Consider the following 19,841-nt stretch of genomic DNA (forward strand, 5'->3'; position numbering starts at 1 on the left):
GCGTGGGGTCGTAGAAGGTCCCCTGGCCGTTGCGGGCCTCCAGGACGCCGTCGGTGACCATGAGCACGACGGCGTCGGCGGCCAGCGGAAACCTGTCCGGAGCACCGCCCGGGACGGCGTCCGCCAGTCCGGTGCCGAGCGGCGGATCGGGCGCGGCCGGCTCCAGCCGCGTCACCGTGCCCGCTCGGAGGAGGAACGGGGCGGGGTGGCCCTTGGACAGCAGGGAGATGCTGCCGCCATCGGCCGGGATCTCGGCGAGCAGCACGGTGGTGAGGCACCCAGGGTCCTCGTCCGTAGCGTGGCAGTCCCGCTCCAGGGCGTGTTCGAGGCGCCGCGCGAGGACAACCAGGTCGGGAGCGCACTCCGCGGCCTCGCGGAACGCGCCCAGGACGGCGGAGACGGCGGGCACGGCGCGCATGCCCTTGCCGACGACGTCTCCCACGACGGCCCGCACACCGAAGGGGGTCTCCTGCACCGCGTAGAGGTCTCCGCCGATCCTGGCCTCGGCCTGAGCGGGCTCGTACCGGGCGGCCACACTCAAGGAGCCCACCCGCGCGGGAGGCACCGGCAGCACGGCCCGCTGCGCGGCCTCCGCGATGTCGCGTGCCTCGGTCAGCCGGCCCGTCTGCAGGGACATGAGGTGGCTGACCCACAGGCCCAGCAGGCCGATCAGCAGCACTACGGCGAGGTCCACCGACGTGGCCGCCGCCGGGCGGCCGATCAGCAGATCGACGACGATCGACGCCAGGCAGGCCGCGGCGGCCGTGACGGCGGCACCACGGTGTGTGCGCAGCACGGTGCATCCCACGAGGGGAGCCGCCGCGAGCAACGGCAGGCCGACGTACGGCTGCGGCGCGAAGAGGTCGGCCGCCGCGCCGCCGAGCATCAGCAGCGCCGGGAGCGCACGGGCGACGCTCACCGCGGTGGCGTACCTGCCCTGGGCGCGGGACAACGGCATAAAACGTCACTTCCTCGGGCGACGGGGTCTTTGCGTAAAGGTATCCGTGTCGGTGGAGGTGTGCGCGGGACACCGTCTCACGGATGCCGCCCCGGCTCTCTGCCGTCGACCGGTGAGACACCCCGCAGGACGCCCGACAGCGTCACGATAGATTCCGCGTATGAGCGAGATGATGAGTGGCGGGTCCGAACCCGCCGGCACGGCCGGTGACTTGGGCGGAGAGCCGGCCGAGGAGTCGGTGGAAGGGCGGGCCGCGCGTTTTCGCGCGGAGGCCGCGGCGCGGGGGCTGCCGGCGGACGCGGTGGCGGAGTTCATACGTGTCGCCCGCCCGGCGGTCTATCTGGCCGAGGACGGCGAGGGGCCGGTGGTCGCGCGGACCGGCGGCTACCCGCTGCTGCCCGCCGGCGCCGCCTTCCCGGACGCCTCTTTCGTCGCCGCCGTCGACTGTGCGGCGCTGCCGTCCGGGGCGACCGATCTGCCGCTGCCCACCGAGGGGCACCTGCTGTTCTTCGCCGACCCCGATCCGGGATCAGGTGCCGTCCTGGCCGACGCCGTGCGGTACGTACCCGCCGGTACACCGCTGGTCGAGCGCGCCATGGGCGCGGACATACCGGACTGGTACGAGCCGTACGGGCGGGCGGTGCTCGACTTCACCTTCCACCAGTGGTGCTGGCCCCAGTGGATCGAGGACGAGGACGATGACGACGAGGCCGATGACGACGATGCCGATGAGGAGCACCGGGGCCTGCCGCACGCCGCCGAACTGGGCGCCGCCTGGTCACATGTGGTCGGTTGGCGCCCCCGCTGGCGTTTCCAGCTCGGCGGTCACCCGAACTTCCACAACTGGGACCCGGTCGAGGCCGCCCAGGACGATCATCCGCTCGACGGGGACCTGGACGAGTGGACGCTGCTGGCCTCCTGGCGCGCCGACGAGGACGCGGAGGCACATCTGGACGGCGGCCTCTGCCACTGGGTGATCCGCCGCACCGACCTGGCCGCACACCGCTTCGACCGGGTCTACGTCTACGTCGACATGGTGTGAGCGCACACTGAGCGGGGTGCGGTGGGCCGAGGCCAACGCGGTCACGGGCCAGGTGCTCGGTCACTGCGCGCGAACACGGCGGGCGGGCAGGAGCCCGGCCCTGACGGCTCCGCGTCGAGTGGTGCCGAGTGCGCCGGAGACCACCGCCGGCACCCCTTCTCCCCCGTCGACCAGCAGCGGCATGCCCGACTCGGAGTCACCGTGGCTGTAGCCCTCCACGACCTCGCCGATGCCCCACTCGCGCAGCATGCGCACCCCGCCGGCGTCGAGGGACCCGGCCCGCTGGCGCTGCTCCACGTAGGCACGGCTGTGCTTTTCGAGGACTGTGCACCCGATGCCGCTGCGCAGGAGGAAGGTGCCGAGTGCGAGTCCGGCGACGCCGCCTCCCACGATCACGACGGTCGCGTCCTTGCCGGTTCTGATCATGTGTCTTCGAACTCCTCGCGGAAAAGGGGGCCGAGCCCGCCAGAAGGCGGACGGCCATGCCGCCCCGGTGGCGCGGCGCACTGATCACCACTGTGGAGCGCGACATGGGTCATCGACCACCGGTGAATGGACACCCGGTACCGCAAACCCGCCAACCTGACGCGGCCGACTGGTCCGCCCGCTACGGCAGTGTCGGGCTGTTGCGCAGGTCTGCCTGGTAGCTGCCCGGGGTCTGGCCGACGACCTCGCTGAAGGCGTCGATGAAACTCGACGGGTTCGACCACCCGCACGCCACCGCGGTGTCGGTGACCGACATGCCGTCGGTGAGGTGTGCCAGGGCGTGATGGATGCGCAACGTGGTGCGCCAGCGGTGGAAACTCATGCCGAGTTCGGTGTGGAACAGACGGCTCAGGGTGCGCTCGCTGGCTCCTGCGACGCGTCCCAGCTCGGCCAGGGTCGCGGTCCTCGCGGGGTCGGCGTGCAGGAGGTCGGTGACGGCGCGGAGCCGGTCGTCGCCGGGTTCGGGAAGATGCAGCGACTGCTCGGGAGTGTCGGAGAGTTCGTCGATGACCACCGCGAGCAGCCGCCTGTGCGCGCCGGGACGGGCCTCGGGCCGGTCGTCGGTCAGCGCCAGGACGGCCTCGCGCAGCAGCGGGCTGACGGCGAACACGCTGGGATGCGCCACGAGTTCACCGCACCACTCGATCGGGACGGTCAGCAGCCGTACGTCGGTGCGGCCGTAGAAACGGTGGGAGTGGGCGAAGCCGGGCGGCGTCCACGTCATGCGGTTGGCCGGGGCGACCCAGGTGCCGCGCTCGGTCGTGGTGGCCAGTGTCCCGGCGGCGGCGTAGACGAGTTGGCCCCGGTCGTGGGTGTGCGGGTCGAGGTGGTAGCCGTGCGGCAGCCAGCCGGCTCCGCTGGGCATGGTCTGCGGTACGGCGCACTTCGGAGAAGGCTGGCGGCTTTTCGGCATCGGATGACAGCTTACCGGTGGTGCGTCGGGCGGCGCGGGGCGGACAGTGACTCTCATGAGCACCGACACCCAAGCAGACAGCCAAGGAAGCCGGCAGTGATGGCACCCGCACCCCAGCGCCCGCGCCACCGGCGGATGCTGACGCTCACAGTCCGGGCCGTCGAGCGGGTCGGCCCGCACTTCCAGTCCATCACGCTGGGCGGCGACGACGTCCGACACCTGGAGCGGCACGGCTACGACCAGTCGGGCCGCCTGTTCTTCGCCGACCCCGGCAACGACGACGTCGTGCTGCCGACCGGCGAACGGTGGATCCTCCAGCGCACCCTGCAAAGCGGCAGGCGGCGCCCGCGCGTCAGGTCGTACTCGATCCGCCGCTTCCGGCCGGAGATCTCCGCGTTCGACATCGAGATCTCCCTGCACGAGCGGGACGGGCCGCCAACGCCCGGGACCGCCTGGGCGCTGGTGGCCGAGCCCGGCGATCGGGTCGCGTTCCTGGACGAGGGCTACAGCTACCGGCCCACGGCGGGTGCCGAGTGGCAGCTCCTCGTCGGCGACGAGAGCGCCCTGCCGGCGGTCCTCGCCATCCTGGAGGACTCCGCCGCCGCGCTGCCTGCCGAGGTCTTCCTCGAAGTGCCCGCCGATGACGACATCCGACGCGACGTCACCGCGCCACCGGGAACCACGATCCACTGGCTGCCCCGCGGCATCGACCCCGACTCCCCGACGAAGCCGGGCTCCCTCGCTCTGCGCGCCGTGCGGAACGCCCGGCTGGCGGAAGGCTCCTTCTACACCTGGGTGGCGGGCGAGGCAGCACTGGCCACCGGCGTTCGCCGGTATCTCGTCGGCGAACGCGGCGTCCCCCGCTCCGACATCACCTTCCGCGGCTACTGGAGACACGGCCGAGCCGCCCTCTGACCACGCCCACCACACCACCCTCGCCCGGCCGAGCCGACCCTGAAGGGCCTGAGGCGCGGCCATGGAGTGGCCGTTCTCCTCTCCGCCGTGAACGCTCTGGGCGCTGAGCATCAGGTGCGGCGTGCGGCCCAGACCGTGCGTTCGGTGCGCACCGCCAGGTCGTCGCGGCGCAGGATGCTGTGCGGGCCGTCGGGGTCCAGAAGCCGGTCCAGCGCGGCGATGTCCTCGGCGCAGAGTACTCCGGCGACGGTGCCGCGCAGGCGCCGCAGAGTGCCGAGGGCGTAGCGGCCGATCGCTTCGCTTTGGGAGCCCTCGATGTGCACGGCGACGGTGCGTTCGCCTTCGACCCTGAACCCGGCGGCGGCCAGCATCGGCCCCCAGTCGGCGCCGCGCTGGGACACGTGCTCGGCGTGGAAGCGGTCGGTCGCCGCATGGCAGCGCTCTTCCAGACCCGGCCGGTCCTCGGGGGCGCCTTCCGGCAGGAAACGGGGGAGGCCGGCCAGCTCGACCACGGCGAACAGGCCGCCCGGCGCGAGCATCGTGTGGACCGTGCGCAGGGCGCGGTCGGGGTCGGCCATGTGATGCATCGAGGCCGAGGCCCACACCAGGTCAGGAAGGCCGAGGCCGGGCCAGTCGGCGTGGTCGAGGTCGGCCTGTACGGTGCGCACGCGTTCCGCCACGCCGCGGGCGCATGCCTTCTCGCGCAGGCGCTGGAGGTGTCCGGCCGCTGTGTCGACGGCGGTGACGTGCGCGTCGGGGAAGCGGTCCAGCAGCGCGAAGGTGCCCGCCCCCGTACCACAGCCCAGGTCCACGATCTGGCGTGGCGCGGCCTTCAGGGGGAGCCATGCGGTGATGGAGGCCAGGTGTTCGGCAAGCACCTCGGCGTCCAGGTCGAGGATCTGTGCCTGGCCGTCGCTGTCGTGATCCTGGTGGTGGCCGTGCTGAGCGCCGTGGTGGGGTGTGTGCTGGTGCGCCTGGGTCATGCCGTCACACTAGAGCGGCCATGCGCCTGAGGCACGGCTGCTTTCGGATGACGCAAGACATTGGTCTTCTGTGCTGCCGGACACGCAAGTTCCCGCGTTCGCGAAGGCGGCCACGGCGCGGCCCACGATGTCATGCGCGGGCGCCTTGGGTGTCGCCCTCGCCGCCCTCGCGCTGGTGGCCGCGGCGGGCGTCGCGGTCGAAGACGCCCAGGATCTCGCACGGACCGCCTTCGGCGCCGATGGCGTGCGGCATCATGGTGGGGAACTCGGCGGCCTGGTTGGTCTCGACGCGGAAGCGGCGGTGGCCGAGCATGAGGATCGCGGTGCCGGACAGGACGACGAGCCATTCCCGGCCGGGGTGGGCACGCATGCGGGCGGGGTTGTCGGGCGGCGGTTCGGTCATACGCCGGCGTACGACGGTCATGCCGGGGTCGCCCTTGATGGGCCAGCGCATGATCCCGTGGGCGCCGTCGATCATCGGGCTGGTGACGACGTCGTCGGCGGCGGTCTCGACGAGCTGGTCGAGGGTGGTGTCCAGGGCGCGGGCGAGGGTGACGAGCTGATCCAGGGCAAGGCGCCGCCGGCCGTTCTCGATGCGGCTCAGTGACGACTGGCTGAGGTTGGCGCGGCCGGCCAGCTCGTCCAGGGACCAGCCCTGTGCGACCCGCAGCGCGCGGATCCGTTTGCGTACGAGGCTGTCCAGATCACCGTCTTCTTGCGTCATGGGCAACATGGTATGCCCGATGTGCAATCCAGGCTTAGCGTCGTGTGCAGCTGGTCCGGAGCGGCCGGGGCCGGACGCGAGGAAAGGTGCGAGCCCATGAGTGTGACGACTTCCCCGTACGCGAGCGACGCGTTGCCCGGGAAGACGGTGGACGTCGTGGTGATCGGCGGCGGCGCCGCGGGGCTGAACGGTGCGCTGATGCTCGCCCGCTGCCGCCGTTCGGTCGTCGTGATCGACGGCGGCACCCCGCGCAACGCGCCCGCGGCGGCCATGCACGGCTTCATCGTCCTGGACGGTATGCCGCCCGCGGAGATCCTGAGGCGGGGACGGGAACAGGTACGCGAGTACGGCGGCCGGATCGTCCTCGGCGAGGTGGCCTCGGCCGAACCGGCCGACCCGGCGCCCGACGGAGAACCGAACTGGATGACGGCACCCGTGCGCGCTTCGCCGCCCGGGGCATCCGCGTCGTCGATACCCCGGTGCGGGAAATCCTCCACGGCGAGGACGGCGAGGACGGCGAGGACGGCGGTGTCGCGGGGGTACGCCTGACCGACGGCACGTTCGTGGCGCGCCGCGTCCTGGCCGTCGCCACACGGATGCGGGCCCGCGCCGAGGGCCTGCACGGACTGAAGCTGCCCATGGAGGAGCTGCCCGACGGCATGGGGCGCCGCTTCGCCTCCGGCACGGCCGGCACCACTCAGGTGGCGGGCGTGTGGGTGGCCGGCAACGCCACCGACCTCGCGGCCCAGGTCGGCGCCTGCGCCGCGGCCGGAGCCCTGGCGGGCTCCCACATCAACGCCCTGCTGGCCACCGCGGACACCGACGCGGCGCTCGCCGCCGCGCAGGGCGAGATCACCACCCACTGACACCCGGACACCGCCGGGCCACCGCGCCCTGCGGTGCGCGGTGGTCGGACCCCACACCTTCCATTCGGCGACCGGTTCCGCTCCGGCGCTGACTTCGCATGCCCTTTTTGAGAGGAATCCATGAGTACGCACCAGCCCTCACCGGAGGCATCCGCACAGGCAACCGGCGGTGTGCCGGACACGCGTCAGCTGAACTCGATCCTGATCGCCGTCTCCGTCGCGCTGATGGCCGTCATCGCGTCGGTGTCCGGGCTGAACGTCGCGCAGACCCATATGGCCGTCGAGTTCGGCGCCTCGCAGGGCACCATCCTGTGGATCATCAACATCTACACCCTGACCCTGGCCGCGCTGCTGCTGCCGCTCGGCGCCATCGGTGACCGGCTGGGCCGCAAACCCGTGCTGATCGCCGGACTGGGTGTCTTCGGCGCCGCAAGCGTCGCGGCCGGACTGGCCCCGACGGCGGAGGTCATGCTGGCGGCACGCGTGGCCTGCGGCGTCGGCGCGGCGATGATCATGCCGATCACCCTCGCCGTCATCACCTCCACCTTCCCCGAGGAACAGCGAGGCAAGGGGATCGGTGTGTGGACCGGCGTCGCCGGAGGCGGCGGCATCCTGGGCATGTTCCTGTCCGCCCTCCTGGTCGATGTCGCCGACTGGCGCGGGCTGTTCGTCCTGCCCGTCGTCCTGGTCGTCGTCGCCCTGGCCATGACCCTGAAGTCGGTTCCCAACTCCCGCGAGCACTCCGCCCACAGCTTCGACACCGTCGGCGCCCTGGTCTCCACCGTCGCCGTGGTCGGTCTCATCTTCGTCCTGCAAGAGGGCCCCGAGCGCGGCTGGACGGCACCCGCGACGCTGATCGCCCTCGCCGTCGGCGTCGTCGCCACCCTCGGCTTCGTGGCCTGGGAAGTGCACCGCCGCGACGCCTCGCTGCTGGACGTGCGGCTGTTCCGGGAGCGGGGCCTGGCCGGCGGCTCGATCACCTTGCTGGTGGTGTTCGGTGTCCAGGCGGGCATCGCCGTGGTCCTCTTCCCGTTCTTCCAGGCTGTGCTCGGCTGGTCGGGCCTGCTGTCCACGGTGGCGCTGATGCCCATGGCCGTCATGATGATGGTGGCCTCCGGCCTGGCCTCCAAGCTGGCCGCGGGCATCGGATCCCGCTCGACCATGGCCGTGGGCATCGCGCTGGCCGGCGCCGGACTGGCCCTCATGGCCTTGTTCGTCTCCGTCGACGGCGGCTATCCGACCATCCTGCCCGGCATGCTCGCCATGGGCATCGGCATGGGTCTGTCCATGACGCCTTCCACCGAGGCCATCACCGGCTCGCTGCCACGCGGGCAGCAGGGCGTCGCCTCCGCGCTCAACGATGTCACCCGCGAGTTCGGCACCGCCCTGGGTGTCGCCCTGCTCGGGGCGCTGTTGTCCGCCGGGTATCGCGACGCCATCGACGAGCGGCTGCACGGCGTCCCCCAAGGGCCCGCGGACACCGCCCGCGAAGGCATCGCCAACGCCGTCGAGGTCGCGGGCAGCGCCGGCTCGCACGCGCATGACCTCCTCCACGCCGCTCAGCAGTCCTTCGTCGACGGATGGCGGCAGGCCATGTGGGCCGGTGCCGCCGTCATGGGCGCCCTGTTCGTCTACATCGCGCTGCGCGGACCGAGGAACGCGGCCCTGGCTGCCGCGGACGAGGCAGGGACCGCCGAGGCCGTCGCCGCCCGGTGACCGTGCACGGACCGAACGACTGCGCGGACGGCACGCGGACCATCCATGCCACGGCAGGGCGTCAGGCAACGCTGCCGCACGGTGCCCGACGCCCGCCCTGACCGTGCCGTGGACGACCTCGTCAACCAGGCGCGCGGCCTCGACATGCATGAGGTACCTGGGGCGCGGGCCGGTGCACGCCGGTCACCGCGATCCCTCCCGCGGGGCAGCGGCCCGGGCACGACGCACATCCGGTGCCGCCTCGCGCACGTCCGGGTCAGGCATGAGACGAACTGCCCGAAGTGCCCAGCGCAGGGAGTCGTTCAGCCAGGTCAACGGCCTGACCGCGCTGCCCCGAGTACGACTCCCGGCCGGGACGGGTCCTGCCCTGTGCTCTGAACAGCAGAATCACGGTTTCGCTGTGCCCTTTATGGCTATTTCTCCCGTTGTCGGAATTGAGGTTTCCCGGAGTCGACTGGGCTTGCCGGGGGCCGGAAGGGAGTAGGCCGTGCCGATGACCCGTCGTGATGTCCTCAAGGTGGGCGGTCTGGCCGTGCTGGGCGGAGGCGGCGCCGGCGCGGCCTCGGCGTGCAGCGGCGCGGAGCCGTCCGCCCGGCCCGCCGCCTTGGGCAGGGCGGATTACGAGGTGCGGATCGGGGCGGGGCGCGTCGAGCTCGCTCCGGGCACGGTCGTCTCCACCACCACCTACAACGGGCAGTTCCCCGGTCCGCTGCTGCGGTTCACCGAGGGCCGTCCGGTCGTGGTCGACGTCCACAACGACACCGGCACCCCCGAGCTGTTGCACTGGCATGGCCAGTTCGTTCCCGCCGCAGTGGACGGCGCCGCCGAGGAGGGCACGCCGTTCATCCCGGCCCATGGAGTGCGACGTCTGTCGTTCACACCCGGACCGGCGGGTTTCCGCTTCTACCACACCCATGTGGCGGCACACGGTGACCTGGCCCGGAGCACCTACACCGGTCAGGCGGGCCCCGTCTACATCGAGCCGAGAACCAACCCCGGCGCCTACGACCAGGAAGTGTTCCTGACGCTGAAGGAGTTCGAGCCCTCTCTCAGCCATGGCGGGGACATGGCCCAGCACTTCCTGGCCGGTTCCCCGGTGCCGGACCTGAAACGCAGGGGCGAGAAGGCGATGGCCGACTCACTGGCGAAGGGAATGCCCCACGGCTACGAGGTCGGCTACCGGGTCTTCAGCGTCAACGGCCGCAAGCTGGGCCACGGCCGGCCGATCAAGGTGAGGTCCGGGCAGCGCGTACTGCTCCACGTCCTCAACGCCAGCGCCACGGAGATCCGCAGCCTTGCCCTGCCCGGTCACACCTTCAAGGTTGTCGCGCTCGACGGGAACCCGGTGCCCCGCCCGGCCGATGTGCCGGTGCTGTGGATCGGCACCGCGGAACGCGTCTCGGCTCTCGTGGAGATGAATCACCCGGGCGTCTGGGTGCTGGGGGACCTGTCCGACGACGACCGGAACAACGGCATGGGCACCGTGGTGGAATACGCGGGCCGCAGCGGTACCCCGCAGTGGACGGCGCCGCCCGCCTTCATCTGGGACTACCGCACCTTCGCCCGGGCCGGCGGCACCGCCCAGCGGCCTGACCGCACGTTCGACTTCCTGGTGGAGAAACGCAACGCCGCCGACAGAGGATTCAACATCTGGACCCTCAACGGCGTCCCCTTCTCGATGGACACCGACAAGCCGGTGCTCGACGTCGAGCGCGGCAAGCGGTACCGGCTCCGGTTCCGCAACGCCACCGACGACATCCACCCCCTCCATCTGCACCGTCACACCTTCGAGGTCACCTACATCGCCGGCACCCCCACCCACGGTCTGCGCAAGGACGTCGTCATGCTCGGCGGCTACCAGGCCCTCGACTTCGACGTCACCGCCGACCAGCCGGGACTGTCCTTGTTCCACTGCCACCAGCAGCTCCACATGGACTTCGGCTTCATGCTCCTGCTGCGCTGCACGTGACCTCGTCCCCGGCGCCGGTCATCGGGCACGGCCGCGCGTGCGGCAAGCCAAGTGCGGTCGGTCCGGCCGGAGTTCCGGTCTACCGAGCACCGACGGTCTCGATGTGGAACCTGGTCAGTGCGAACAGGATCAGGAGATCGAGGGTCATCATGGGGATCGCCCACGCCGGATAGTGCGGCACGAACATGAACTGGGTGATCAGGCTTATCGCCGCCATCGCCGCGCCGACCCCGCGCCCCCAGCTCTTGTCCGCCAGGACGCCCAGACCCGATACGAGGAGCACCGCCCCGACGACGAGGTGGATCACCCCCCAGGTGGTCAGGTCGAACCAGTAGGTGTAGCCGGCCGAGCCGGCGAACAGGGTGTCCTGTGCGACGCCGGACACGCCCATGATGACGCTGAGCGCCCCGCTGAGCGTCATCATGGCCCCGGCTGCCAAGGAGGCGCCGCTGAGCGCTTGGGCGCGGTGCTCCTGCTGTGTCGTCCTGGTGGGTGTCGCTGCCATGGCCATCGCCTCCCTGCCCAGCCGTGACCACACGGACCCGGCCACTCCTCCCTGCCAGCATCGCCGCAATCGCCCGGCACCGCGACCGCGATCAGGGGCACGGCGAGAAGGCCCCAGCTCGGAGCCGCACGAGAAACGTCCGTCGGGCCCCCGAATTTGGTCTGGACCACTTGACGTCGACTCGCTGCCACCGGGACGTGGCCGCGGCCGGCCACACCATACTGTCCGCTGCGCGGCCACCACTCCTCGACGCCGCCTCCGAGGCGACCTGCTCACCGGACTTCCGCAGAACGGCAACGAGTGTCACTCGTACTGCTCGCCGGGCGTGCCCGGGACTGAGTGCTGCGTACCCGGGGGCGGGTTCGTCAGGTTTCGGTGTCTAGTCGGATCTGTTCGATGCCTTCGTCCAGGAAGGTGAGCAGGGTCTCGGCCTCGGCGTGGACGGCTTCCTGTTCCGGGGCGGTGAGGGGGCGAAGCGGACTGATGTGGAGTCGGTGGTCGCGCACGGTCCAGGTGGCGGTGACGCGTCCGTCGACAAGGACCGTGCGGTGGCCCGCGACGGACAGACCGAGGTGGGCGGCGTCGATGATGCGACTGCGGTCGTGGTAGCCGAGGATGGCGTTGTCGAAGGCCGGCAGGAACCGTACGGGGGCCGGGGTGTCGGGGTGCGGGCGAGGCGCGTCGGGCAGATCGAGCAGTTCGCGGCCCCGTTCGTCGCGGAAGACGACGAGTTCGTCCCGGGCGGCCCGCACAGCGGCGGGAAGCCCGGCGAGGCCGCACCAGGCGCGTAGATCCGCGCCGGCGGCGGGACCGTAGGCGGCGAGATAGCGGCGCAGCAACCGCTGCCCGACGGGATCGCCGTCCCCGGCGGGCAACGGGTCGACGTCCCGTGCCAGCCAGGTGGCCAACGGCAGATTGCGTACACCGGCGGTTCGGTGCCACAGGCCGCGGGGCGGGAGTTGGGCCATGGGGATGAGGGCCGCGACAAGCAGCTCGCCCAGGGCCCGGCGTGGGGGACCGGGCCAGCGGTCTTCGACGGCTTGCACGAGTTCGGACATGGTGCGGGGCCGCTGGTCGGCCATGACCGCGCGGCCCGCGGCGGCGACCTCGTCCAGGTCGATGCCGGCCAGTTCGCGCCGATAGGTGCCCAGCACTCGCTGGCGCAGCATGGCGTCGTGGCGGGCCCGCCAGGCGAGCGCGTCGTCGGAGGTGACGAGGTGCACGGTGCGGCGCATCAGATGGGTGCGTACCACGGTGCGGCCGGTGAGGGCTTCGTCCAGTCGCGTGGGTGTGAAGTCGGCCAGGCGGGACCACAGCCCGATGAACGGTTCCTGGGGCTCTTGCGCCTGCAGCCCGCACAGGTGGGCCACCGCTTCGGGCACACCGGCGTCGCTGCGGGTGAGCAGGTGCTGGCGGGCGAGGGTGGCGCGGTTGAGGGCGCGGTTGTCGAGGACGGTCATGGTGTCAGGCCGCGGCCCGCTCGTGCGGCGGGCGGCGGCGCAGGTCGGTACGGGTGAGGGCGGGGGGTGTGCAGGAGACGTCCAGAGGACCGATGTCGGTGCCGGGCGGCACGATCGTGTCGAACTTGTCGAGGATGTCGTCGCCCAGGGTGAGGGTGGCTCCGGCGAGCAGGTCGTCCAACTGGTCCCTCGTGCGGGGGCCGATGATGGCGGCGGTCACGTCGGGATGGCTGGTGGCGAAGGCCATGGCCAGGTGTGTGAGGGAGACTCCGGCCTCTTCGGCGAGGGCGAGCAGCACCTCGACGGCGTCGAGCTTGCGTTCGTCGGTGAGGTGCCGGGGGACCCAGTGCATGCGGGCGTTGCCGGGCCGCGGGGTGTCCTTGCGGTAGCGGCCGGTGAGCAGGCCCATGGCCAGCGGGCTCCACACCAGCACGCCCAGGCCGTAGCGGCGGCAGGTCGGCAGGATCTCGCGCTCGATGCCCCGGTTGAGCAGGGAGTAGGTGGGCTGCTCGGTGCGCAGGCGGTGCAGGCCGCGCCGCTCGGACACCCACTGGGCTTCGACGATGTCCGAGGCCGGCAGGTTGGAGGAGCCGATCGCGCGGACCTTTCCGGCACGTACGAGGTCGGTGAGCGCGGAAAGCGTCTCCTCGATGTCCGTGTGCGGGTCGGGGTGGTGGATCTGGTAGAGGTCGATGTAGTCGGTCCGCAGCCGCTTCAGCGAGCCCTCGACCGCCTGCATGATCCAGCGCCGGGAACTGCCGCTGCGATGGGGGCCCTCGCCCATCGGCCCGTTGAACTTGGTCGCCAGCACGACATCGTCGCGGCGCCCTTTGAGGCCCTTCGCGACGATCTCCTCGGTCTCGCTGTAGCCGTAGACGTCGGCGGTGTCCACGGCATTGATGCCCGCGTCGAGCGCCTGGTGGATCATGCGCACACAGTCGTCGTGATCCCGGTTGCCGGCCTTGCCGAACATCATGGTGCCCAGGCAGTAGGCGCTGACTTCGATGCCGGTCCGTCCCAGCTTCCGCATCCGCATGGTGACCCACTTCTCTTCGCTGCTGTACGTGTCGGGTGCCCGCGCCGTCCGGGCCGCCCGTGTGGCTGAGGCGGCCCGGACGGCACGGGCCATCAGGCCGGCTGGTTCAGCCGTTGTAGGGGGCGGTGACGTCCAGGACCCAGGTGATGCCGAAGCGGTCGGTGAGCATGCCGTACAGCGGCGCCCACTGCGCGGGTTCCAGCGGACGCTGGATGGTCGAGCCGTCGGCGAGCCTGGCCCACAGGGCGCCGATCTCCTCGGCGTCGGCACCGCGTACGGAGACGAAGAACCGGTTCTCGCCCCGGTTCCAGGGCAGGTGCGAGGGCACGTCGTAGGCCATGACGTGGAAGCCGTTGTCGCCGGCCACCTCGCCCCACATCACCCAGTCCGCCTCGCTCTCGTTCTGCACGGCGCCGGCGTCCTTGTAGGTGACCGCGACGGTGCGTCCGCCGAAGACGGACCGGTAGAAGTCCAGCGCCTCACGTGCGGTGCCCCGGAAGTTCAGATGTGTGGTGGTCGTGACGGACATGGCCTGCTCCCAACCTCGATGTGACGAATACGCCGCCGGCCTTCAGGCCGCCGTGGCGGCTGCCGTGACCGGCAGCGATGCCTCCCGAACGGCTCGTCGACCATCTTGGCGGAGGTAGCGGACAGGTTGTGTCCTGTACTGGCGGCCGCCCGCCGAGTTGTTGAATATGGAAGTCGTTATCGATTAATGTCTGGTTGCCGCATCGGCGGCCGTGTGTGCGGCAACAGGGGAGGGGTCGTCATGACCTGGGCAGGCCGGGCGTCCGGTGACGGGAAGATCAGCGCGGAGCGTGATCGGTGCGTGGGGGCGGGACAGTGTGTGCTCGCCGCGCCGGCCGTCTTCGACCAGGACGAGAAGGACGGGCTGGTACTCGTCCTCGACGAGAGGCCACCGGCGTCCCAGTCGAACGCCGTGCACGAGGCCGTACGGGCGTGCCCGTCCGGTGCTCTGTCCCTGCGGTAGCCCGGCGACCGTCCCTTGCGGTGGGGCCGGCGCGGCTCGTCGGTGCGCGCACCCGCCACCGACGGCATCCACCGCGCACCCACCGCCGGCCGTCTCCACCGAGCACCCGCCACCGACGACATCCACCGCGCACCCGTCACCGGCCGTCTCCACCGCGCACCCGTCACCGGCCGTCTCCACCGCCCGCCCTCCACTGGCCGCCCGTCCTCGTGTCGGCCTCAGTTCACGCGCCGCGCACGCCCCCGGCGCCTGGTCCAGCTCAGCAGAACGTCAAGGAGAAGCATGTCCAGACAGTTCGATCGCCGTACCTTCCTCCGCCGCGCTGCGACGGGAGCCGCGGCTCTGGCGGTGGGGCCCGGCCTGCTGGCGGCATGCTCCACCGAGGGGCCCGGCAACGACCGGAAGCCGCAGCCGGGTTCCTCGCCCCGTTCGGGCGGCACCCTGCGAGCCGCCTTCGTCGGAGGAGGCGCCTCCGAGACGCTCGACTTCTTCAACGGCCCGTCCGCACTTGACCTGGTGCGCGCCCGGGCCTGGCACGGCACCCTGGGCAACCTCGATCCCAGCGGACCCGACGGGGTGCGCTACGGCGTGCTCAAGGGCATCGACATCTCCGATGACCTGTCCACCTACACGCTGCACGTGCGGCCCGGCGTCCGCTTCACGGACGGCTCCGAGCTGACCTCCGCTGACATCCTGCACTCGCTCAGCACCCTCGCGGGCAAAAGCACACTGCCCGTGTACCGGCTCGCCGCCGCGAACTTCGACCTCGCGCGCGCCAAGGCCGACGGCGACCTGAAGGTCGTCCTGCCCACCCTGCGGCCCATCGCCGACGGCCGCATGATCCTCTGTCAGGGCAACTTCCTCGTCGTCAAGGACGGCACCAGGAACTTCCGCAAGGGCATGCCCAGTTGCGGGCCCTTCCGGCTCACCGAGTTCACGGCAGGCCAGGGATCGGCGTTCGAGCGCTTCGACGACCACTACGGCCATGTGCCGCACCTGGACGGCCTGGAGCTGCGGTCGATCGCGGACTCGACCGCCAGGGCCGGGGCGCTCACGAGCGGTGAGATCGACTTCGCCCACGACCTCTCACCCGTCACCGCACGCACCCTCGCGGGCGACGCGAGGGTCCGGCTCGTCCCGACGAAGAGCCCCTACCTGGTCGGGCTCTCCTTCCAGATGAACATGAGCGTCGAGCCGTTCGACGACCCGCGGGTCAGGGAGGCGTTCAAACTCGCGGTCGACCGCGAGGCCATGGTGAAGACCGTCTTCTACGGAAACGCGGAGATCGGCAACGACCTGCCTTCCATGGGCTTCCCCGACTACGCGGAGGGCCTGCCCCAGCGGGCCCACGACCCGGAGCGGGCCCGCAAGCTCCTCAAGGAGGCCGGCGCCGACGGGATGAAGATCCGGCTGACGACCGGCCCCGAGACACCCGGCATGGTGGAGATGGCCACGCTCTTCGCCGAGGACCTGAAGAAGGCCGGCGTCCAGGCGTCGGTCCGTGAACTGCCCGCGGGGCAGCTCTACGCCGACTTCGCCGCCTACGCGGCGCTGCCGCTGGCCGGTTCGTACCAGATGCCCATCCCCGCGCTGTCGACCTACCAGATGAGCACGGCGGGCGGATCGCCGTCGGCGTTCGGCTGGAAGGAGCCGCAGACGGACACCCTCGTGGCGAAGGCACGCGCCGAGAGCGACCCGTCCGAGGCGAAGCGGCTGGGCACCCGGGCGCAGCGCACGCGCTGGGCCGAGGGCAACCAGGTGCTGCCGGTCTTCAAGCCGAATCTGAACGCCCAGGCCAAGGGGGTCAGCGGGATATCCGACGACCTCTTCGAACAGTTCCCCGGCTTCTCCCAGGCGTCCCTGGCGTGAATCTGCTCGCGTTCGCCGGCCGTCGCCTCGCGGGGGCGGCCGTCCTGCTGGTGCTGCTGTCGGCCGCGATCTTCGCGGCCACGGCCGTCCTGCCGGGAGACGCCGTCAGCGCGGTCGCCGGTGCGGACGCCTCCGAGGCGCAACGCGCCGACGTCCGCGCCGAACTCGGCTTGGACCGGCCCGCCGCCGAGCGGTACGCGTCCTGGGCCGCCGACGCCCTGCGCGGGGACCTGGGCCATGGCTTCGTCGGACAGCGCCCGGTCACCGAGGTCATCGCCACCCGCCTGCCCAACAGCCTGCTGCTCGCGGGACTGACCCTCGCGGTCACCGCACCGCTCGCCACGCTGCTGGGCCTGTGGACCGGGCTGCGCGGCGGCGGCGCCGACCGCCTGGTCGCGACAGGCGCTCAAGTCCTCGCGGCCGTACCCGAGTTCGTCATCGCGGCGCTGCTCATCGCGGTACTGGCGGTATGGCTTGAGGTCCTTCCCCGCGTCTCCGTCATCCCCCTGGGAGGCACCCCGCTGGACGTGCCGCGCGCCCTGGTCCTGCCCGTACTGACGCTCAGCGCGGTCGGCCTCGCCGTCGCCACCAGACTGCTGCGCGTGTCCGTCGCGGACGCGGCGGCCACCCCGTACTGCGAGGCGGCGCGTCTCAACGGCGTCCGCGGGGTGCGGCTCGCGGTTCGTCACATCCTTCCCAACGCCGCGGGGCCCGCGGTGCAGGCGCTCACCCTCACCACCGGGGCGCTGGTCGGCTCCGCGGTGGTGGTGGAGAACGTGTTCGACTACCCGGGCATCGGCCGGGAACTGCAACTGGCCGTCGCCGCACGGGACGTGCCGATGGTGCAGGGCATCGCCACCGCCCTGGTCGCGGTGATGCTCGCGGTGCTGCTGCTGGGTGACATCTGCGCGCGTCTGCTCGGCGCGCGGGAGAGGGACGGCCGATGACCACGGCCCTGACACCGCGGCGGCGGGACCGCCCGGCCGGTCGGCGGACACCGCGCCGCCGCCCGCCCCTGCTCATGGCCGCGGGAACGCTGCTCGTCGTGCTGCTGGCCCTGCTCGGCCCGCTGGCCGCGCCGTACAGCCCCACCGCGCGGCTCGCGGCGCCCTTCCAGCAGCCGGACGGACATTTCCTGCTCGGCACCGACGTGCTGGGCAGGGACGTGGCGAGCCGGGTGCTCAGCGGCGGCCGGACCATCGTGCTCACCGCGCTCGCGGGAACGGCGGCCGCCGGTGCCGTCGGGATGTCCGCCGGCGTCCTGGCGGCCCTCGCGTCCCGCCGGCTGGGCGACCTGATGGTGCGCTGCGTCGACGCCCTGGCCGTACTCCCGGCCCTCCTGATCGTCCTCGTCCTGGCCGCCGGCTTCCCCGGCAGCGACACGGCCGTCGTGGCGGCCGTGGCCCTGGCCACCGCCCCCTTCTCCACCAGGGTGTTGCGCGCCGCGGCGGACACCGTCCTCACCAGTGGATACGTCGAGGCCGCCCTGGCCCGGGGCGACACCCGGCGGGCCGTACTGCGCCACGACGTGCTGCCCAACATCGCCGGACCGGCCCTGGTGGACACCGCGCTGCGCCTGGTCGCCTCCCTGCATCTCACCGCCACCGCGGGGTTTCTCGGACTCGGACAGGGCGGAGCGGCGCCCGACTGGGGGCGCATGGTGAGCGAGAACGTTCCCGGCGCGACACTGGCCGCCGCGCCGTTCCTCGCGCCGGCCCTGCTGCTCGTGCTGCTGTCCGTGTGCGTCGGCCAGTTGGCCGGGCGACTGGCGGACACGGTGGGGCGGGGGGCCGCGTGAGCCGTATGAGCCACATGAGCCGCGTGACCGGCCATGGGTCCGGCCGCCCCTCCGGAACCGGTCCGCTCGCCGAGATCAGCGGGTTGACACTCGGTCCGGTGACCGGCGGCCCGCCCGTCCTGCACGACGCGGTCCTCTCGGTGTCGCGCGGGCAGGTCCTCGGGGTCGTCGGCAGATCGGGATCCGGCAAGAGCACCCTGGCGCACAGCCTGCTCGGACATGTCCGTCCGGGCCTTGAGGTCCGTGGCGGAACCGTCCGGGTGGCCGGGCTCGACCCGTTCGACCGCGGGGGCGCCCGCCGCCTGCGCGGGCGCGTGGTGTCGTTCCTGGGGCAGGACCCCGCCTCCTCGCTCAACCCCGCGCTGAGGATCGGCACGCAGATCGCCGAGGCGGTGCGGCTGCGCTCGTCCGCGCGGCGTGCCGGCGACGTCCAGGCTCGGGTCGAGGAGCTGTTGCTGTCCGTGCGGCTCCCGGCCGACCGGGCGTTCCGGCGACGGCTGCCGCGCCAGCTCTCGGGAGGACAGGCCCAACGCGTCGCCCTTGCCCTCGCGTTGGCGGGCAGGCCCGGTCTGCTGGTCCTGGACGAGCCCACCAGCGGCCTGGACACGGTGCTTGCGGCCGGGATGCGCAGGCTGCTGGGCGAGGTCCTGGCCGCCGGGGACCGCTCCGCGGTGCTGGTCAGCCACGACCCGGCGTGGATCGCGTCCGTGGCGGACGACGTGATCCGTCTGGAGGCAGGCCGGATCGCCCCGGCCGGCGCCGCGAAGACGCCGATGCCCGCGCCGCCGGCCGGGGTCGCCGGCCCCAGCCGGGGGAAGCGACGGAGCGTCGCCCCCGCCGCCGTCGGCGAGTTGACCGTACGCGGGCTGCACGCCGCGCACGGCCGTATCCCCGTGCTGCACGACGTCTCCCTCACCGCCCCTGCGGGCTGCTGTACCGCCGTGGTGGGTCCCTCGGGGTCAGGGAAGACCACCCTCGCCCGATGTCTCGCGGGACTCCACCGGCCCACACGGGGCAGTGTCCAGTGGCGGGAGCGCGGCGCGCGGCGAGCGGGCGGCGCCCCGGTGCAGCTCGTCCCGCAGGACGCGCGCGGCGCCCTCAACCCTCGGGAATCCGTACGCACCGCACTCCTGCGGCCCCTCACGGGCCCGGGGCGCCTGCCGGAGCAGGACGCGGCGCACGAGGCCGTACGGCTGCTCGCCCGGGTCGGACTTGACCCCGATGTGCTCCCGCGCCGTCCGGGGGAGTTGTCGGGAGGCCAGCGGCAGCGCGTCGCACTGGCCCGGACGCTGGCCGCCCGGCCGAGCGTCCTGGTCTGCGACGAGATCACATCGGCGCTTGACCCGCAGACGGCACGCGGGATTCTGGAGCTGCTGGACTCGCTGCGGCGGACGCTGGGACTGACGGTCGTGATGGTGACGCACGACCTGGCGGCCGCCGCCCGCCACGCGGAGCGGGTCGTCGTCCTGGACAAGGGCAGGGTGGCCGAGGCCGGCCCGGTCGACCGGGTGCTGGCGGCCCCGGAACACCCGGTCACCCGGGAACTGCTCGCCTGCGCCGATCCTCCCGTGCCCGCGGTGCCCGAGCAGCGGTGAGCGGGCGGCGGGTGC

At 72.1% G+C, this 19,841-nt stretch carries 18 protein-coding genes and 1 pseudogene; 10 read left to right on the plus strand and 9 right to left on the minus strand.

The annotated features are described in order from the left end of the window. A partial coding sequence (locus AC27LF_RS23595) for a PP2C family protein-serine/threonine phosphatase (RefSeq protein ID WP_479658354.1) occupies window positions 1–958 on the minus strand: 958 nt, incomplete at its 3' end. A 160-nt stretch (window positions 959–1,118) separates the two neighbouring features. On the opposite strand from AC27LF_RS23595, the gene AC27LF_RS23600 reads away from it, so the two are divergent. Beyond that, window positions 1,119–2,000: a DUF1963 domain-containing protein gene (locus AC27LF_RS23600; RefSeq protein ID WP_479658355.1), complete on the plus strand. Its 882-nt coding sequence runs from the start codon at window positions 1,119–1,121 to the stop codon at window positions 1,998–2,000. A 60-nt stretch (window positions 2,001–2,060) separates the two neighbouring features. Here the strand turns inward: AC27LF_RS23600 and AC27LF_RS23605 are convergent, their stop codons facing one another. After that, window positions 2,061–2,426 (minus strand): FAD-dependent monooxygenase, encoded by a 366-nt coding sequence (locus AC27LF_RS23605; RefSeq protein ID WP_479658356.1) that lies wholly within the window; start codon window positions 2,424–2,426, stop codon window positions 2,061–2,063. A 181-nt stretch (window positions 2,427–2,607) separates the two neighbouring features. Continuing rightward, the gene (locus tag AC27LF_RS23610) at window positions 2,608–3,351 is read right to left on the minus strand and encodes an AraC family transcriptional regulator (protein WP_479658357.1); all 744 of its coding nucleotides are present in this window, start codon (window positions 3,349–3,351) and stop codon (window positions 2,608–2,610) included. Window positions 3,352–3,498: 147 nt separating this feature from the next. Between AC27LF_RS23610 and AC27LF_RS23615 the strand changes: the two genes are divergently transcribed. Then, window positions 3,499–4,314, plus strand: coding sequence for a siderophore-interacting protein (locus tag AC27LF_RS23615; RefSeq protein ID WP_479658358.1), 816 nt, complete (start codon window positions 3,499–3,501; stop codon window positions 4,312–4,314). Window positions 4,315–4,424: 110 nt separating this feature from the next. Here AC27LF_RS23615 and AC27LF_RS23620 read toward each other — a convergent pair whose 3' ends face one another. Both AC27LF_RS23620 and AC27LF_RS23625 read right to left on the minus strand, forming a co-directional pair. Further along, window positions 4,425–5,297, minus strand: a complete 873-nt coding sequence (locus AC27LF_RS23620; protein ID WP_479658359.1) for a class I SAM-dependent methyltransferase — start codon at window positions 5,295–5,297, stop codon at window positions 4,425–4,427. 130 nt (window positions 5,298–5,427) lie between these two features. After that, a complete protein-coding gene (locus AC27LF_RS23625; RefSeq protein ID WP_479658360.1) occupies window positions 5,428–6,021 on the minus strand; it encodes a helix-turn-helix domain-containing protein in 594 nt (197 codons plus the stop codon). A gap of 96 nt (window positions 6,022–6,117) precedes the next feature. Here AC27LF_RS23625 and AC27LF_RS23630 point away from each other — a divergent pair. The 3 genes and pseudogenes from AC27LF_RS23630 to AC27LF_RS23640 all read left to right on the plus strand — a co-directional run bounded on the left by AC27LF_RS23630 (window position 6,118) and on the right by AC27LF_RS23640 (window position 10,572). Continuing rightward, window positions 6,118–6,887, plus strand: a pseudogene (locus tag AC27LF_RS23630) (FAD-binding protein). 120 nt (window positions 6,888–7,007) lie between these two features. Beyond that, window positions 7,008–8,603, plus strand: coding sequence for an MFS transporter (locus tag AC27LF_RS23635; protein ID WP_479658361.1), 1,596 nt, complete (start codon window positions 7,008–7,010; stop codon window positions 8,601–8,603). Window positions 8,604–9,096: 493 nt separating this feature from the next. After that, entirely contained in the window at window positions 9,097–10,572 is a 1,476-nt protein-coding gene (locus tag AC27LF_RS23640) for a multicopper oxidase family protein (protein ID WP_479658362.1), read from the plus strand. A gap of 79 nt (window positions 10,573–10,651) precedes the next feature. Here the strand turns inward: AC27LF_RS23640 and AC27LF_RS23645 are convergent, their stop codons facing one another. The 4 genes from AC27LF_RS23645 to AC27LF_RS23660 form a co-directional block, all read right to left on the minus strand. After that, the gene (locus AC27LF_RS23645; protein WP_479658363.1) at window positions 10,652–11,077 is read right to left on the minus strand and encodes a DUF7144 family membrane protein; all 426 of its coding nucleotides are present in this window, start codon (window positions 11,075–11,077) and stop codon (window positions 10,652–10,654) included. A 365-nt stretch (window positions 11,078–11,442) separates the two neighbouring features. After that, on the minus strand, window positions 11,443–12,537 hold the full coding sequence (locus AC27LF_RS23650; protein WP_479658364.1) for a winged helix DNA-binding domain-containing protein: 1,095 nt from the start codon (window positions 12,535–12,537) through the stop codon (window positions 11,443–11,445). A 4-nt stretch (window positions 12,538–12,541) separates the two neighbouring features. Continuing rightward, window positions 12,542–13,573, minus strand: coding sequence for an aldo/keto reductase (locus tag AC27LF_RS23655; protein WP_479658365.1), 1,032 nt, complete (start codon window positions 13,571–13,573; stop codon window positions 12,542–12,544). 106 nt (window positions 13,574–13,679) lie between these two features. Continuing rightward, window positions 13,680–14,102 (minus strand): VOC family protein, encoded by a 423-nt coding sequence (locus AC27LF_RS23660; RefSeq protein ID WP_479658366.1) that lies wholly within the window; start codon window positions 14,100–14,102, stop codon window positions 13,680–13,682. A 240-nt stretch (window positions 14,103–14,342) separates the two neighbouring features. On the opposite strand from AC27LF_RS23660, the gene AC27LF_RS23665 reads away from it, so the two are divergent. The 5 genes from AC27LF_RS23665 (at window position 14,343) to AC27LF_RS23685 (ending at window position 19,826) form a co-directional block, all read left to right on the plus strand. Continuing rightward, window positions 14,343–14,564 (plus strand): ferredoxin, encoded by a 222-nt coding sequence (locus AC27LF_RS23665; RefSeq protein ID WP_479658367.1) that lies wholly within the window; start codon window positions 14,343–14,345, stop codon window positions 14,562–14,564. Between the two features lie 282 nt (window positions 14,565–14,846). After that, window positions 14,847–16,433, plus strand: coding sequence for an ABC transporter substrate-binding protein (locus tag AC27LF_RS23670; RefSeq protein ID WP_479658368.1), 1,587 nt, complete (start codon window positions 14,847–14,849; stop codon window positions 16,431–16,433). Then, window positions 16,430–17,380, plus strand: a complete 951-nt coding sequence (locus tag AC27LF_RS23675; RefSeq protein ID WP_479658369.1) for an ABC transporter permease — start codon at window positions 16,430–16,432, stop codon at window positions 17,378–17,380. Before AC27LF_RS23670 ends, AC27LF_RS23675 begins: the two co-directional genes overlap by 4 nt. Continuing rightward, the gene (locus AC27LF_RS23680) at window positions 17,377–18,231 is read left to right on the plus strand and encodes an ABC transporter permease (RefSeq protein ID WP_479658370.1); all 855 of its coding nucleotides are present in this window, start codon (window positions 17,377–17,379) and stop codon (window positions 18,229–18,231) included. Before AC27LF_RS23675 ends, AC27LF_RS23680 begins: the two co-directional genes overlap by 4 nt. A gap of 14 nt (window positions 18,232–18,245) precedes the next feature. Next, window positions 18,246–19,826, plus strand: coding sequence for an ABC transporter ATP-binding protein (locus tag AC27LF_RS23685; RefSeq protein ID WP_479658371.1), 1,581 nt, complete (start codon window positions 18,246–18,248; stop codon window positions 19,824–19,826). Window positions 19,827–19,841 lie beyond the last annotated feature (15 nt).

It is taken from the genome of Streptomyces diversicolor (genome assembly GCF_057537855.1).